Source organism: Micromonospora cabrerizensis, assembly GCF_022230955.1.
Lineage (GTDB): Bacteria > Actinomycetota > Actinomycetes > Mycobacteriales > Micromonosporaceae > Micromonospora > Micromonospora cabrerizensis.
On sequence record NZ_JAKKFI010000066.1, the window covers coordinates 1 to 13894 of the forward strand.

Here is a 13894-nt window from a genome sequence, read left to right on the forward strand (position 1 = left end):
GATGGCACGGTCGCGTCCGGGGCTGGCACGGCCGTGGTCGGCTGGTCGGCCGCGAGCCTGGCCTCCAGGTTGGCGACGAACTGGGCCACCAACTTGCCCGACACCTCTTTGATCATGCCGCTGCCGAACTGGGCCAGCTTGCCGGAGATCTTCAGGTCGGTGTCCACGCTGACCAGCGTGCGGTCGCCGTCCGGCCGCAGGTGGGCGGTGACCAGCGCGGACGCGTTCCCCGTCGACCGGGCGTCGCGGCCCCTGGCGTCGATCACCCCGCGATAGGCGGCGTCGTCCTTCTCGACGAACCGGGCGGTGCCCGCGAACTCCGAGATCACCGGCCCGACCTTGACCTTCACCCTGCCCCGGTAGACGTCACCGTCGACGCCGGTCAACTGGGCGCCCGGCAGGCACGGCGCGATCCCCTCCAGGTCGGTGAGCACCGCCCACGCCTCGTCGATCGGGACAGCGACCGCGAACTCGCTCGTGATCTTCATGGCTGGCTCTCCTGGTAGGCGCCGAGCGCGGCGGCGACCACGGCGCGGTCGTCGGGTGTCTTGGCGATGGTGCCGATGGTCAGCGCCACGTCATCGGCGGCCAGATCGGCGACGCCCAGCACGGACAGCGCGGCCACCCAGTCGATGGTCTCCGCCATCCCGGGCGGCTTCTCCAGGTCCCGGCCGCGTACGCCGCCGACGAACTGGACGGCCGTCTGGATCAGCGGCTCGGTGGCGCCCGGCACGGCGCGGCGGACGATCTCGACGGCGCGGGACGGGTCGGGAAAGTCGATCCAGTGGTAGAGGCAGCGGCGGCGCAACGCGTCGTGCAGCTCCCGGCTGCGGTTGGAGGTGAGCACCACGACCGGCGGCGTACGGGCGGTGAACGTGCCCAGCTCGGGGATCGTGATGCCGGCCTCGCCGAGGAACTCGAACAGCAGCGCCTCGAACTCGTCGTCGGCCCGGTCGATCTCGTCGATCAGCAGCACCGGCGGCACCGGCCCCCGGTGGCGTACGGCCCGCAGGATCGGCCGTTCCTGGAGGAACTCGGCGCTGAACAGGTCCGCGTCGGTGAGTCGCGCGTCCTGTGCCTCGGCAAGCCGGATCGCCAGCAGTTGTCGCTGGTAGTTCCACTCGTAGAGCGCCTCGCCCGCGGTCAGCCCCTCGTAGCACTGCAACCGGATCAGCGGCGTTTCCAGCGCGCGGGCCAACGCCTTCGCGGCGGCGGTCTTGCCGACACCGGGCTCGCCCTCCAGCAGCAGCGGCCGACCGAGACGCAGGGCCAGGAACAGGGCCATCGCCAGGCCGTCGTCGACCAGGTAGTCGACGGCGTCGAGGCGGTGCCGCACGGCCAGGGCGTCCCTCATGCCTCGCCCGCCAGCAGCCGTTGGTAGTCCGCGCGGGTGTCCACGTCGATCGGCACCGGCCCGTCGGCGGGCACCTCGGTCACCGGGTGACGGCCGGAGTGCAGCAGCTTCCAGACGGCCTTGTCGCCGTGCAGGTCGTACAGCTCGGGGAGGACCACCCGGCCGAAGCGGAACGGGTGGCCCAGCCCGTCCGCGTACCGGCAGACGGCCAGCGGGGTGGCGGCCTCGGCGACCCGGCGGACGTCCGTGGCGCGGACGCCGGGTTGGTCACCGAGGAGCAGCACCAGCGCGTCGGCACGGGGGTCCACCGCCCGGGCGGCCGTGCTGACCGACGACCCGCAGCCGGTGCTGAACGCCGGGTTCTCCACGACCTGGCACCCGGTCAGGTCGACCCGGTCGCGGATGCCGCTCGCCGCGCCGCCCAGGGTGACGAGCACCTGGTCGAAGCCGCACGAGCGGGCCAGGTCGAGGGTGGCGTCGAGCAGAGTCCGCCCCCGGTACGGCAGGAGTTGCTTCGCCTCGCCGAGCCGCACCGACGCGCCCGCGGCGAGCACCAGGCCGGTCAGGAACACGGGTTACGCCGCCGTGTAACTCGCGAGGCAGCCGGCGCAGCAGAACCAGAAGTCCTGCCCGACGACCCGCGCGTGCGGCGTTTCCGGCCCGACCAGCACGGTCATCCCGCACACCGGGTCGACGGCCTGCTGGGGTCGGGCGGCCGACGCGCCGGAGGCCGGGGCCAACCCGTCCACCCGGATCGCCCGGACCACCTCACCCATGATCGACAGGGCGATCTCGGCCGGTGTACGGGCGCCGATGTCCAGACCGGCCGGTGAGTGGACGCGGGCGCGTTCCGCGTCGGTCAACCCCAGCTCGTCGAGCAGGGCCGCGCCACGCCTGCCGCTGGCCACCAGCGCGATGAACCCGACGCCGGCGTCCAGCGCGGCCCGGATCGCCTCCTGCTCGCCCTTGCCCAACCCGGCCACGACGACCGCGGTGCAGCCGGTGCCGTCGTCGGCCGCGACGACGTCGAAGTCGAGGAACGCGGCGAGGTTGGCCACCGCCGCGCTGATCGGCGTGCTGCCGACCACGCGCAGGGCCGGCGCCGGCAGCATCGGTCGGAGGAAGACCTCGATCGCCCCACCGGAGTGGCACGGGTTGACCACCACCCGCGCCCCCGGGGTGTCCGGGAACGGGGTCGCGCCCTCCGGCAGCACCCGCAGCAGCAGGGCGGTGCCGTCGCGCAGGGTGTCGAGTGCGGCCGCCCGCACCGAACTCTCGGCGCACACCCCGCCCACGAAGCCCTCGATCGAGCCGTCCGACCGGATCACCGCGGCGTCGCCCGGCCGGGCCGACGTCGGGTCCTGGGCGCGGACCACTGTGGCGTGGACGAACGGCTCCCGGGTGTCGGTCAGCTCCCGGGCGCGCTCCGCGATGGTGGTCATCTCGGCTCCCTCAGATCGGCGGCCGGGCCTGGCCGCGCATCGCGTCCCAGACCCGCGACGGCGTCAGCGGCATGTCGGCGTGGCGTACGCCGAAGGGCTTCAGGGCGTCGATGACCGCGTTGACGATCGCGGGTGGGGACCCCACCGTGGCGGACTCACCCACACCCTTCGCGCCGATCGGGTGGTGCGGCGACGGCGTCACGGTGAACCCGGTCTCCCAGTCCGGCACTTCCAGTGACGTCGGGATCAGGTAGTCCATCAGGGACGCGCCGAGGCAGTTGCCGTCCTCGTCGAACGCGATCATCTCCATCAGGGCCATGCCGACCCCGTCGGTCAGCCCGCCGTGCACCTGCCCCTCGATGATCATCGGGTTGATCCGGGTGCCGCAGTCGTCGACCGCGATGAACCGTCGGACCTTCACCTGCGCGGTGCCGGGGTCGACGTCCACCACGCAGATGTACGCGCCGTGCGGGTACGTCAGGTTCGACGGGTTGTAGCAGATCTGCGCCTCCAACCCGCCCTCGATGCCCTCGGGCAGGTCACCCGCGCCGTGCGCGCGCAACGCGATGTCCTGGATGGTGACGGACCTGCCCGGGTCGCCCGCGACGCGGAACGTGCCCTTCTCCCACTCCAGGTCGGCCACCGACACCTCCAGCATCCCCGAGGCGATGATCCGGGCCTTGTCACGCACCTTGCGGGCCACCAGGGCCGCCGCGGCTCCCGAGACGGGCGTCGACCGGCTGCCGTACGTGCCGAGGCCGAACGGCGTGTTGTCGGTGTCGCCGTGCAGCACCTCGATGTCCGCCGGTGGAATCCCGATCTCCTCGGCGACGATCTGCGCGAACGTCGTCTCGTGCCCCTGACCCTGTGACTGCACGCTGAGGCGTACCACGGCCTTTCCGGTCGGGTGGACGCGCAGCTCGCAACCGTCGGCCATGCCCAGCCCGAGAATGTCCATGTCCTTGCGCGGCCCGGCGCCGACGGCCTCGGTGAAGAACGCGATGCCGATGCCCATCAGCTCGCCCCGGGCCCGCTTCTCAACCTGCTCGCGGCGCAGCTCGTCGTAGCCGGCCATCTCCATCGCCAGCCGCATCGTCGGCTCGTAGTTGCCCGAGTCGTACACCCATCCGGTCTTCGTCGTGTACGGGAACTGCTCCGGCTGGATGAAGTTCTTCAGGCGCAGCTCGGCCGGGTCCATGCCGAGTTCGTCGGCGAGGCAGTCGACGATCCGCTCGACCAAATAGACGGCCTCGGTGATCCGGAACGAGCACGCGTACGCGACACCGCCGGGGGCCTTGTTGGTGTAGACCGCCGTCATCTTGCAGTACGCGGCCTCGATGTCGTAGCTGCCGGTGAACACCCCGAAGAAACCGGCCGGGTACTTCACCGGGGCGGCGGTGCCGTTGAACGCGCCGTGGTCGGCCAGCACGTTGGTGCGGATGCCGAGGATCCGGCCGTCGCGGGTCGCCGCGATCTCCCCGCGCATGATGTAGTCGCGGGCGAAACCGGTGCTGATCAGGTTCTCCGAGCGGTCCTCCATCCACTTCACCGGCTTGCCGGTGACGATCGAGGCGACGATCGCGCAGACGTACCCGGGGTAGATCGGCACCTTGTTGCCGAACCCGCCGCCGATGTCCGGCGCGATCACCTGGATCTTGTGCTCGGGCAGGCCCGCCACGATGGCGTAGAGGGTGCGGTGCGCGTGCGGCGCCTGGGTGGTCGACCAGAGCCGCAGCTTGCCGTCGACGGCGTCGTAGTCGGCGACCGCCCCACACGTCTCCATGGGCGCCGGGTGCACCCGGGGGTAGACGAGGTCCTGGCTGACCACGACGTCGGCGCGGGCGAAGACCGCCTCGGTGGCCGCCTCGTCGCCGGTCTCCCAGTCGAAGCAGTGGTTGTTCGTCTTGCCGTCCAGGTCGTCGCGGATCAGCGGGGCGTCCGGCTCCAACGCGCGACGCGCGTCGATCACCGGGTCGAGCACGTCGTACTCGACCTCGATCAGCTCCAGCGCGTCGCGGGCCGCGTACCGGTCCTCGGCGACGACGAACGCGACCTCCTGACCCTGGAAGCGCACCTTGTCGGTGGCGAGGACGGCCTGCACGTCGTTGGAGAGGGTCGGCATCCAGGCCAGGTTCTGCTGCGCCAGGGCGGCCCCGGTCACCACCGCCCTCACCCCGGGCGACGCCTCGGCGGCGCTCGTGTCGATGCTGACGATCCGGGCGTGCGCCACCGGCGACCGGAGGATCGCGAGGTGCAGCATGCCGGGCAGTTGCACGTCGTCGACGTACCGGCCGCGACCCCGCAGGAACCGCGGGTCCTCCTTGCGCAGCATCCGGCCGTACCCGACGGGTTTCTGGTCGTTGTCGTGGAACGTGTCCACGCGCTCGTGCACGGTGGTCATGCGACGGCCTCCGCGGGCTGGCCGGCGTTGTCGATCTCGCCGGCCTCGGTCGATTCGGTGGTCTCGGTGACCTGTGCCGCGGCCTGCGCCTCGGCCACGGCCGCCCAACGCACCGAGCGGACGATGGTGGCGTAACCCGTGCACCGGCAGATCTGACCCGAGATCGCCTCCCGGATCTCCGTCTCACTCGGGTCGGGGTTGCGGTCGAGCAGCGCCCGCGCGGTCATCATCATGCCCGGCGTGCAGAAGCCGCACTGGAGACCGTGGCACTGCATGAAACCCTGCTGGATCGGGTCCAGCTCGGCGCCCTTGGCGAGACCCTCGACGGTACGCACCTGGTGGCCGCCGGCCATCGCCGCGAGCACGGTGCACGACTTCACCGGCTCGCCGTCCATCCAGACCACGCAGGTGCCGCAGTTGCTGGTGTCGCAGCCCCAGTGCGTGCCGGTCAGACCGAGCACGTCCCGCAGGAAGTGCACCAGCAGCAGCCGGGCCTCGATCTCCCGGGTGACCTCGACGTCGTTGACGGTCATGGTGACCTGCATGCTCAGCTCCTCGCCCGTTCGACGGCCCGGCGCAGGGTCCGCCTGGTCAGCTCGGCGGCCAGATGCCGCTTGTACTCCGCGCTGCCGCGCTGGTCGGTCACCGGGTCGCAGCTGCGCGCCGCGATCGCCCCGGCCTGCTCGTAGAGGCCCTCCGAGGGTTCCTGCCCGCGCAGCGCCGCCGAGATCTCCGGGATGCCCGTCGTGTTGGGGCCGACCGCCGCGAGCCCGACCCGGGCGTCGACGATCGCGCCGCCGTCGAGCCACACCGCCGCGCCGGCCGACACCACGGCCCAGTCGCCGGCCCGACGCTCGACCTTGGCGTACGCGCTGCCGCAGCCGGGCCGCACCGGCACCCGGATCTCGACCAGGATCTCGTCGTCCGCGACGGCCGTCTCGTACGGACCGACGTGGAACTCCTCCATCGACACGACCCGCTCCGCGCCGCCCGGCCCACGGATCACGCACCGCGCGTCCAACGTGGTGCACACCGCCGAGAGGTCCTCGGACGGGTCGGCCTGGCAGAGCGAGCCGCCCAGCGTGCCCCGGTTGCGCACCACCGGGTCGGCGATCACCCGTTCGGCGTCGGCGAAGATGGGGAACGCCGCCGCCAGCACGGGGGATTCGAGCAGCTCCCGATGGCGGGTGAGCGCCCCGATGCGTACCTCGTCCGGGCCCGTCTCGACGTAGCCCAGCTCGGCGTGCAGGTCGTTGATGTCGATCAGATAGTCGAAGTTGGCCAGCCGGAGCTTCATCATCGGCAGCAGGCTGTGCCCGCCGGCGATCAGGCGGGCAGTGCCGCCGAGGCGCTCCAGAAGGCTGATCGCATGGTCCACACTGGTGGCTCGCTCATACTCGAACGGTGCCGGCACCTGCATGTCGTACCTCCGCAGTCCGGCAAAATCTCTGCCGGACGGTGACCAAAGTCAACGGCGACCTAAGCACTTGCTTAGGTCGCCGTTGACGGTGCCGCCGGGGCTCGCGGATCGTGCGGCCATGCGGGACATCGTCGACGGGCTGACGACCTGGCGGGCGGCCGGCGTCGCTTTCGCCGTCGCGACCGTCGTGCGGACCTGGCAGTCCGCGCCCCGGCAACCCGGCGCGGCGATGGCCGTGTCGGCGCACGGCGAGGTCCTGGGCAGCATCTCCGGCGGCTGCGTCGAAGGCACCGTCTACGAGCTGTGCCGCAGCGCGCTGGAGACCGGGACGGCTCACACCCAGACCTTCGGCGTCAGCGACGACGACGCGTTCGACGTCGGCCTGACCTGTGGCGGCACGATCCAGATCCTGGTGCAGCCCGGCGTCGCGATGACCGGGGCCGACGAGGTGCTCGCCGCGATCTCCGACGGCCGCCCGGTCGCCACCGCCTCGGTCGAGAACGCCCAACTGGTGATCTGGCCCGACCGGGTCTCCGGCAGCCTCGGCGCACCCGACCTGGACGACGCGGCGACCCGACAGGCGCGGGGGATGCTCGCCCTCGGTGCCACCGGCACGATCCACCTGGGCCGGCGGGGAGAGCAGCGCGGCGACGACGTGGCGGTGTTCGTCCAGTCGTACGTGCCGCCACCCCGAATGATCATCTTTGGCGCGATCGACTTCGCCGCCGCGATGGCCCGGATCGGCAGGTTCCTCGGCTACCACGTCACGGTCTGCGACGCCCGCCCGGTGTTCACCACCCGCGCCCGCTTCCCGGACGCCGACGACCTCGTGGTGCAGTGGCCGCACGCGTACCTGGAGTCGACCAGCGTCGACGACCGCACGGTGCTCTGCGTGCTGACCCACGACCCCAAGTTCGACGTGCCGCTGCTCCAGGTCGCCTTCCGCACACCCGCCCGCTACATCGGCGCGATGGGCAGCCGCCGCGCACACGACGACCGGATGCGCCGGCTCCGCGAGGCGGGCGTGAGCGAGGCCGCGCTCGCCCGACTGCACTCACCGATCGGTCTGGACCTGGGCGCGCGGACACCCGAGGAGACGGCCGTGGCAATCGCCGCCGAGATCACCGCCCAGGCCTGGGGCGGCTCGGGCCAGCCACTCAGCAACCTGACAACCCCCATCCACCACCCCTAAAGCCCCACCCCCCGCCCCGCAGGGCAGTTCGAGCTAGATCATGCGCAGGACCAGCGCCGCGGAGACCGCCAACTCACGGTCGAGCACCTCGTCCCGGGGGACGAACACCATGGCCTGCCCCTCGCCGAGAACCACGTCCTCCTGCCGGGCCGTGGTGGTGCCCCGGAACACGTGGACGGTGACGGTGTGGGGAAACCCGGGCTCGTACGGACGTGGGCCGCTCCACAGCAGGTGCAGCTCACCCGCTGTCAGACCCGTCTCCTCCTGCAGCTCGCGGCGGGCCGCCTCCTCCGGCGACTCGCCCGGCTCGATGTGGCCACCCGGCAGACTCCACTGACCGGGCGAGGCGGCCGCGTCCTCGTCGCGGTGCTGGAGCAGCACCGCGCCCGACGGATCGACCAGCAGCACGAGGGCGACGCCATAGGTGGCCACCACAGGACCGTGTCATGTCGCCACGGGCTTGTCGACGGCGGTCCCTCACCGCGCGCCGCATCGCATACCATCCGCGGATGGAAATCGATGATCTTCCGCTGGCCGAGTTCGCGTTTCCGGGACCGCTGCGCGACAGCCTCGTCGCCGCGATCCTCTCCGGCGCGAAGACCTCGACCACCGGCCTGCTGATCGGGTACGAGCGCGCGAACGAGCCGCTGCCCGAGGTGGGCCAACGGTCTGCCCTGGTGGACTCCGAGGGTCGGCGCGTCGCGGTCATCGAGCTGACCGACGTACGGGTGGTCCGGCTCGCGGACGTCGACCTGCAACACGCCCTGGACGAGGGCGAGGGCGACGAGTCGGTGGCGCAGTGGCGCGCGGGGCACGAGACGTTCTGGCACAGCGCTGAGGTGCGCGCCGAGTTGGGCGATCCGGGCTTCACGGTGGACGACGACACTCTGGTGGTAGCCGAACGGTTCCGGCTGGTGCACGTCGTCCGACCCTAGGTCTGCGCGTCTCCAGGCGAGCACGGGCGGCAGTGGCCGGTTGGCCTCCGGGGCGGGCGATCGGTGGCAGCTCAGCAGTGCGGTGCTCGGCGTGTCGAGCTGCTCAGCTGCCAACGATCAACGGGCAAGCACCATGCCGCTGGCGTTCATCAAGCTGAACAACCGCTGCTGATCTCGCAGCCAGACTCGATGTCCTAGTTCGATTGGCCAGCCTCGGCTACGTAGACACCTTTGCCCGGATGCCCCTCGACCACCCCTCGATCCTTGAGAATCGTCATGACGCGGTTGATGGTCGAGATGTGCACCTTGTGTTGCTCGGCCAGCTCGCGTGTGGACGGCAGCTTCTCTCCCGGCGCGAGTTCGCCGGATTTGATCTTTTCGGCGATCTCGTTGGCGATGCGCCGGTAGTCCACTCTCTCGGTCGGCATGAGTGATCTCCGTGGGTTCCCTGGTTTCGGCACCCCGATTCGATCACGAGCGGACCTGTTCCAACAAGTTCCATGCTGTAGCTTGACCTACTCCTACAGGTTGGATTAGGTTGATGGCTCAGTCGGGTTCCCTGGTTTCGGCAAACTCCCGGGATCCCGGCGGCAGACCCACCTGGGGGAGTACGACGCACGGACTCTGCCTCCCAGGTGGGGACCAATCATGATCGCGGGGAGGGTGCCGATCGTGTCGATCGACGAGCCGATCACTGCGGCAACCCAGTTGATCCCTGCCAAGAGGGTTCTGGACGCGCATTGGACCCGGGCGCTCGACCGGCCGTGGCGGGTAGGTGGATGCCTGGAGTGCCGCAGTCGCAATGCCTGCCCGCAGCTCGACTGGGCGATCGAGGTGATCGCCGACGTGGCGGCGTTGATGTTCCAGAAACGCTGATCCGTGAGAGGGCGGGACGTTGTCAGGATCTCAACGCCGTGGCTGGTCTTCGTAACCTTGGTCCGCCAGACTGCGCGGTATGGGTGATCGTTGGCGCCGGTGGGCGTGGGTCGGGGTGCTCGTCGTCGGGCTGATCCTTTACGTGGCGGTGCTGCGGACCCTGGTCAGCACCAAGAATCCGAACTTCGTACCGGCATTGATCCTGCTCGGGGCGACGCTGGTGCCGCTGACGTTCCTGACGTTCGCGCAGGCTCGCACCGGGCGGTGGCAGGTGCCGGCCTCGGTGCTGGTGACGTCGGCGTTCTTCGGTGGCGTGATCGGCACGGTGGTCGCCGGCACGCTGGAGTACGACACCCTGCGCGGGCTCGGCACCCTGCCGATGCTGTTCGTCGCGCTGATCGAGGAGTCGGCGAAGCTGATCGTCCCGGTGGTGCTGCTGTTCACGGTGGTGGCCCAGCATCGCCGTCGGGTGCCCTCCGACGGGTTGGTCATCGGCATCGCCGCCGGCATGGGCTTCGCCGCTCTGGAGACGATGGGCTACGCCTTCAGCGCGCTGCTGAGTTCGCAGGGCAACATCGGTGCGGTGGAGCAGACGCTGTTCATTCGTGGTCTGACCGCGCCCGCCGGTCACACCGCCTGGACCGGGCTCACCGCAGGCGCGTTGTGGGCGCTGTTGGCCAGCCCGAGCGTCGGGCGGCTCTTCGGGTTCATCGGCACGTTCCTGGGCGTCGTCGTCCTGCACACCCTCTGGGACACGTTCTCCGGTTCGCTGGTCTTCGTCGTGCTGGCGATCATCAGCATCGGCTGGCTGCTCTGGGAGCTGCGCCGTTACCGGACCTTCGGCGAGCACCCCGTCGGGCAGCTCCAACCGAACTGACCATCGCCGTACCCCATGCCTCTCCCGGCCCGCACGAAAGGTCGGGAGAGGCATGACTGTTGGTGATCTCGCTGCGACCGGACCGGCACCTCATCTAACGTCAGAGTGTTCATATTTGGCGTGCTTGGTCGGGAAGGTGCCGCGATGGGGGTGCGTAGCTGGATCGAGGGCTGGCCGGTCTACCGCCAGCTCACCGGCACCGACCCGCTGGGTCGGGGTGCCGCGGCGAAGTCCGACGGGTCCCGCGCGCTGACCGCCCGCACCGACACGGCCGACTCGGTGGCCCGGTCGGTGTGCCCGTACTGCGCCGTCGGCTGCGGTCAGCGGGTGTTCGTGAAGGACGGGCAGGTCAGCCAGATCGAGGGCGACCCGGACAGCCCGATCTCGCGGGGTCGGCTCTGCCCGAAGGGCGCGGCCAGCAAGAGCCTGGTGACCAGCCCGCTGCGGCAGACCACGGTCCGCTACCGCCGGCCGTACGGCACCGAGTGGGAGGACCTGGACCTCGACACCGCGATGAACATGATCGCCGATCGGGTCCTGGCCGCCCGGGACGAGACCTGGGAGGACGTCGACGCCGAGGGTCGACCGCTCAACCGGACCCTGGGCATCTCCAGCCTGGGTGGGGCGACGCTGGACAACGAGGAGAACTACCTCATCAAGAAGTTGTTCACCGCGATGGGGGCGCTCCAGATCGAGAACCAGGCCCGTATTTGACACTCCTCCACCGTCCCCGGTCTGGGGACCAGCTTCGGTCGTGGCGGTGCCACCCAGTACCAGCAGGACCTGTCGAACTCCGACGTCATCGTCATCCAGGGTTCGAACATGGCCGAGGCACACCCGGTGGGTTTCCAGTGGGTGATGGAGGCCAAGCGCCGCGGGGCGAAGGTTTTCCACGTCGACCCGCGTTTCACCCGCACCAGCGCGCTGGCTGACTCGTACCTGCCGATCCGCGCGGGCACGGACATCGCGTTGCTCGGCGGCGTGATCCGCTACATCCTCGACAACGAGCTGGACTTCCGGGAGTACGTCGTCGCGTACACCAACGCCGCGACCATCGTGACCGAGGAGTACGCCGACACCGAGGACATGCACGGCCTCTTCTCCGGCTTCAACGACGACAACGCCACCTATGACCAGGCCAGTTGGCGCTACGAGGGCCACTCGCAGACCCAGACGACCCGCGACAGCGAGACGCAGCGGGAGACGGCGGCCGGGCTGGAGAACGAGTCGCACGGCGCGCCGGTCGGCGGCCAGACCGAACGTGACGAGACGTTGCAGCACCCGCGTTGCGTCTACCAGATCCTCAAGCGGCACTTCGCCCGCTACACCCCGGAGATGGTGGAACGGGTCTGTGGCATCCCGCAGGACAAGTTCTTCGAGCTGGCCCGCGCGTGGACGGAGAACTCCGGCCGGGACCGCACCGGCATGCTCGTCTACTCGGTGGGCTGGACGCAGCACAGCGTCGGCGTGCAGTACATCCGCACCGGCGCGATCATCCAGCTGCTGCTCGGCAACGTGGGCCGCCCCGGTGGTGGGGTGATGGCCCTGCGCGGGCACGCCAGCATCCAGGGGTCCACCGACATCCCGACGCTGTTCAACCTGCTCCCGGGCTACCTGCCGATGCCCCACCACGCCAATCACCCGACCCTGGACAAGTGGGTGGACAGCATCGCGCACCCCGGGCAGAAGGGCTTCTGGGGCAACGCCCGCACCTACGGCGTCAACCTGCTCAAGGCGTACTGGGGGGACGCCGCCACCGCCGACAACGACTACTGCTACGGCTACATGCCGCGGATGACCGGCGACCACGGCACCTACCAGCAGGTGCTCGACATGATCGACGGAAAGATCAAGGGCTACTTCCTGCTCGGGCAGAACCCGGCGGTCGGCTCGGCGCACGGCCGGGCGCAGCGCCTCGGCATGGCCAACCTCGACTGGCTCGTGGTCCGGGACCTGTTCGAGATCGAGAGCGCCACGTTCTGGAAGAACGCGCCGGAGATCGAGACCGGCGAGATCGCCCCCGAGGAGTGCCGCACCGAGGTGTTCTTCCTGCCCGCCGCCTCGCACGTGGAGAAGGAGGGCACGTTCACCCAGACGCAGCGGCTGTTGCAGTGGCGCGAGAAGGCCGTCGAGCCACCAGGCGACGCCCGCTCCGAGCTGTGGTTCTTCTACCACCTCGGCCGCATCATCCGGGAACGCCTGGCGACGTCGACGAAGCCGCGCGACCGCGCGCTGCTCGACCTCGCCTGGGACTACCCCACGCACGGCCCGACCGTCGAGCCGAGCGCCGAGGCGGTGCTGCGCGAGATCAACGGGTACGACGTGGCGACCGGCCGGCCGCTGGCGTCGTTCACGGAGATGAAGGACGACGGCTCCACCGTCGGCGGGTGCTGGATCTACACCGGGGTGTACGCCGACGGCGTCAACCAGGCGGCCCGGCGCAAACCCGGCTCGGAGCAGTCCCTCGTGGCGCCCGAGTGGGGGTGGGCGTGGCCGGCGAACCGGCGCATCCTCTACAACCGTGCGTCGGCGGACCCGGACGGCAACCCGTGGAGTGAGCGCAAGCGCTACGTGTGGTGGGACGCGGACAAGAGCGAGTGGACCGGCTACGACGTGCCGGACTTCGAGAAGACCAAACCGCCGTCCTACCGACCGGAGCGCGACGCCTCCGGTGTGGCGGGCATCGCCGGGGACGACCCGTTCATCCTCCAGGGCGACGGCAAGGGCTGGCTGTACGCGCCCACCGGCGTGCTCGACGGACCGATGCCCACGCATTATGAGCCGGTGGAGTCGCCGGTGCGTAACCCGCTCTACGAGCAGCAGGCCAACCCGACCCGGAAGGTCTACACCCACCCGATCAACACGCTCAACCCGAGCCCGCCGGAACCGTACAGCCAGGTGTTCCCGTACGTGTTCACGGTCAGCCGGCTCACCGAGCACCACACCGCCGGTGGGATGAGCCGGACGGTGTCGCCGCTGGCCGAGTTGCAGCCGGAGATGTTCGTCGAGGTGTCCCCGGAGCTGGCCGTCGAACGGGGCCTCACCCACCTGGGCTGGGCGCACCTGATCACCGCCCGTGCGGCCATCGAGGCGAAGGTGCTGGTGACCGACCGCCTCACCCCGTTGCGGGTGGACGACCGGATCATCCACCAGGTCTGGTTGCCGTACCACTTCGGTTTCGAGGGTCTGGTGACCGGCGACTCGGCCAACGACCTGTTCGGCATCAGCCTGGACCCGAACGTGCTGATCCAGGAGAGCAAGGTCGGCACCTGCGACGTCCGGTCCGGGCGACGCCCGCGAGGCGCCGAGCTGCTGGCTCTCGTCGTCGACTACCGGCGACGGTCCGGGGACCTCAGTCCGCACTACCCACCGCAGGTCACGACCGACTCCGCCGACA

Annotated in this window: 13 protein-coding genes and 1 pseudogene; 5 read left to right on the top strand and 9 right to left on the bottom strand. The window is 70.3% G+C overall.

The genetic code is table 11. The features are described from left to right. From LADH09A_RS15965 to LADH09A_RS15995, 7 genes are all read right to left on the bottom strand, one after another. A partial coding sequence (locus LADH09A_RS15965) for an SRPBCC family protein (protein WP_238645974.1) occupies positions 1-488 on the bottom strand: 488 nt, incomplete at its 3' end. Beyond that, positions 485-1354, bottom strand: a complete 870-nt coding sequence (locus LADH09A_RS15970) for an AAA family ATPase (protein ID WP_238645975.1) — start codon at positions 1352-1354, stop codon at positions 485-487. The genes LADH09A_RS15965 and LADH09A_RS15970, both read right to left, overlap by 4 nt. Then, positions 1351-1926 carry a nucleotidyltransferase family protein gene (locus LADH09A_RS15975; protein WP_238645976.1) on the bottom strand — a complete coding sequence of 192 codons (576 nt, stop codon included), beginning with the start codon at positions 1924-1926 and terminating at the stop codon, positions 1351-1353. The genes LADH09A_RS15970 and LADH09A_RS15975 overlap by 4 nt, the downstream gene beginning before the upstream one ends. A 3-nt stretch (positions 1927-1929) precedes the next feature. Continuing rightward, positions 1930-2796 carry an XdhC family protein gene (locus LADH09A_RS15980; protein WP_238645977.1) on the bottom strand — a complete coding sequence of 289 codons (867 nt, stop codon included), beginning with the start codon at positions 2794-2796 and terminating at the stop codon, positions 1930-1932. Positions 2797-2806: 10 nt separating this feature from the next. Then, a complete protein-coding gene (locus tag LADH09A_RS15985; protein WP_238645978.1) occupies positions 2807-5197 on the bottom strand; it encodes an aerobic carbon-monoxide dehydrogenase large subunit in 2391 nt (796 codons plus the stop codon). Next, entirely contained in the window at positions 5194-5742 is a 549-nt protein-coding gene (locus LADH09A_RS15990; RefSeq protein WP_238645979.1) for a (2Fe-2S)-binding protein, read from the bottom strand. Before LADH09A_RS15990 ends, LADH09A_RS15985 begins: the two co-directional genes overlap by 4 nt. A gap of 2 nt (positions 5743-5744) precedes the next feature. Then, on the bottom strand, positions 5745-6617 hold the full coding sequence (locus LADH09A_RS15995) for an FAD binding domain-containing protein (RefSeq protein WP_238645981.1): 873 nt from the start codon (positions 6615-6617) through the stop codon (positions 5745-5747). Between the two features lie 118 nt (positions 6618-6735). Here LADH09A_RS15995 and LADH09A_RS16000 point away from each other — a divergent pair, with 118 nt between their 5' ends. Beyond that, on the top strand, positions 6736-7809 hold the full coding sequence (locus tag LADH09A_RS16000; protein ID WP_238645982.1) for an XdhC family protein: 1074 nt from the start codon (positions 6736-6738) through the stop codon (positions 7807-7809). A 33-nt stretch (positions 7810-7842) separates the two neighbouring features. On the opposite strand, the gene LADH09A_RS16005 is transcribed toward LADH09A_RS16000, so the two are convergent. Then, on the bottom strand, positions 7843-8241 hold the full coding sequence (locus LADH09A_RS16005) for an NUDIX hydrolase (protein WP_238645984.1): 399 nt from the start codon (positions 8239-8241) through the stop codon (positions 7843-7845). A gap of 77 nt (positions 8242-8318) precedes the next feature. On the opposite strand from LADH09A_RS16005, the gene LADH09A_RS16010 reads away from it, so the two are divergent. Then, positions 8319-8744, top strand: a complete 426-nt coding sequence (locus LADH09A_RS16010; RefSeq protein ID WP_238645986.1) for an ASCH domain-containing protein — start codon at positions 8319-8321, stop codon at positions 8742-8744. A 194-nt stretch (positions 8745-8938) separates the two neighbouring features. Here LADH09A_RS16010 and LADH09A_RS16015 read toward each other — a convergent pair whose 3' ends face one another. Then, positions 8939-9172 (bottom strand): GntR family transcriptional regulator, encoded by a 234-nt coding sequence (locus LADH09A_RS16015; RefSeq protein WP_238645988.1) that lies wholly within the window; start codon positions 9170-9172, stop codon positions 8939-8941. A gap of 244 nt (positions 9173-9416) precedes the next feature. Here LADH09A_RS16015 and LADH09A_RS16020 point away from each other — a divergent pair, with 244 nt between their 5' ends. From LADH09A_RS16020 to fdh, 3 genes and pseudogenes are all read left to right on the top strand, one after another. Then, positions 9417-9620 (top strand): hypothetical protein, encoded by a 204-nt coding sequence (locus LADH09A_RS16020; protein WP_238645990.1) that lies wholly within the window; start codon positions 9417-9419, stop codon positions 9618-9620. 79 nt (positions 9621-9699) lie between these two features. After that, the gene (locus LADH09A_RS16025) at positions 9700-10497 is read left to right on the top strand and encodes a PrsW family intramembrane metalloprotease (RefSeq protein WP_238645992.1); all 798 of its coding nucleotides are present in this window, start codon (positions 9700-9702) and stop codon (positions 10495-10497) included. Between the two features lie 144 nt (positions 10498-10641). After that, a pseudogene (fdh, locus tag LADH09A_RS16030) lies at positions 10642-13890 on the top strand (formate dehydrogenase); the annotation flags it as partial. Positions 13891-13894 lie beyond the last annotated feature (4 nt).

What these genes read in the sequence shown, in the direction of transcription:
- LADH09A_RS15970 (WP_238645975.1), bottom strand. Translation starts at nt 1,354, where the DNA reads ATGAGGGACGCCCTGGCCGTGCGGCACCGCCTCGACGCCGTCGACTAC.
- LADH09A_RS15980 (WP_238645977.1), bottom strand. Translation starts at nt 2,796, where the DNA reads ATGACCACCATCGCGGAGCGCGCCCGGGAGCTGACCGACACCCGGGAG.
- LADH09A_RS15985 (WP_238645978.1), bottom strand. Translation starts at nt 5,197, where the DNA reads ATGACCACCGTGCACGAGCGCGTGGACACGTTCCACGACAACGACCAG.
- LADH09A_RS15990 (WP_238645979.1), bottom strand. Translation starts at nt 5,742, where the DNA reads ATGCAGGTCACCATGACCGTCAACGACGTCGAGGTCACCCGGGAGATC.
- LADH09A_RS15995 (WP_238645981.1), bottom strand. Translation starts at nt 6,617, where the DNA reads ATGCAGGTGCCGGCACCGTTCGAGTATGAGCGAGCCACCAGTGTGGAC.
- LADH09A_RS16000 (WP_238645982.1), top strand. Translation starts at nt 6,736, where the DNA reads ATGCGGGACATCGTCGACGGGCTGACGACCTGGCGGGCGGCCGGCGTC.
- LADH09A_RS16010 (WP_238645986.1), top strand. Translation starts at nt 8,319, where the DNA reads ATGGAAATCGATGATCTTCCGCTGGCCGAGTTCGCGTTTCCGGGACCG.
- LADH09A_RS16015 (WP_238645988.1), bottom strand. Translation starts at nt 9,172, where the DNA reads ATGCCGACCGAGAGAGTGGACTACCGGCGCATCGCCAACGAGATCGCC.
- LADH09A_RS16025 (WP_238645992.1), top strand. Translation starts at nt 9,700, where the DNA reads ATGGGTGATCGTTGGCGCCGGTGGGCGTGGGTCGGGGTGCTCGTCGTC.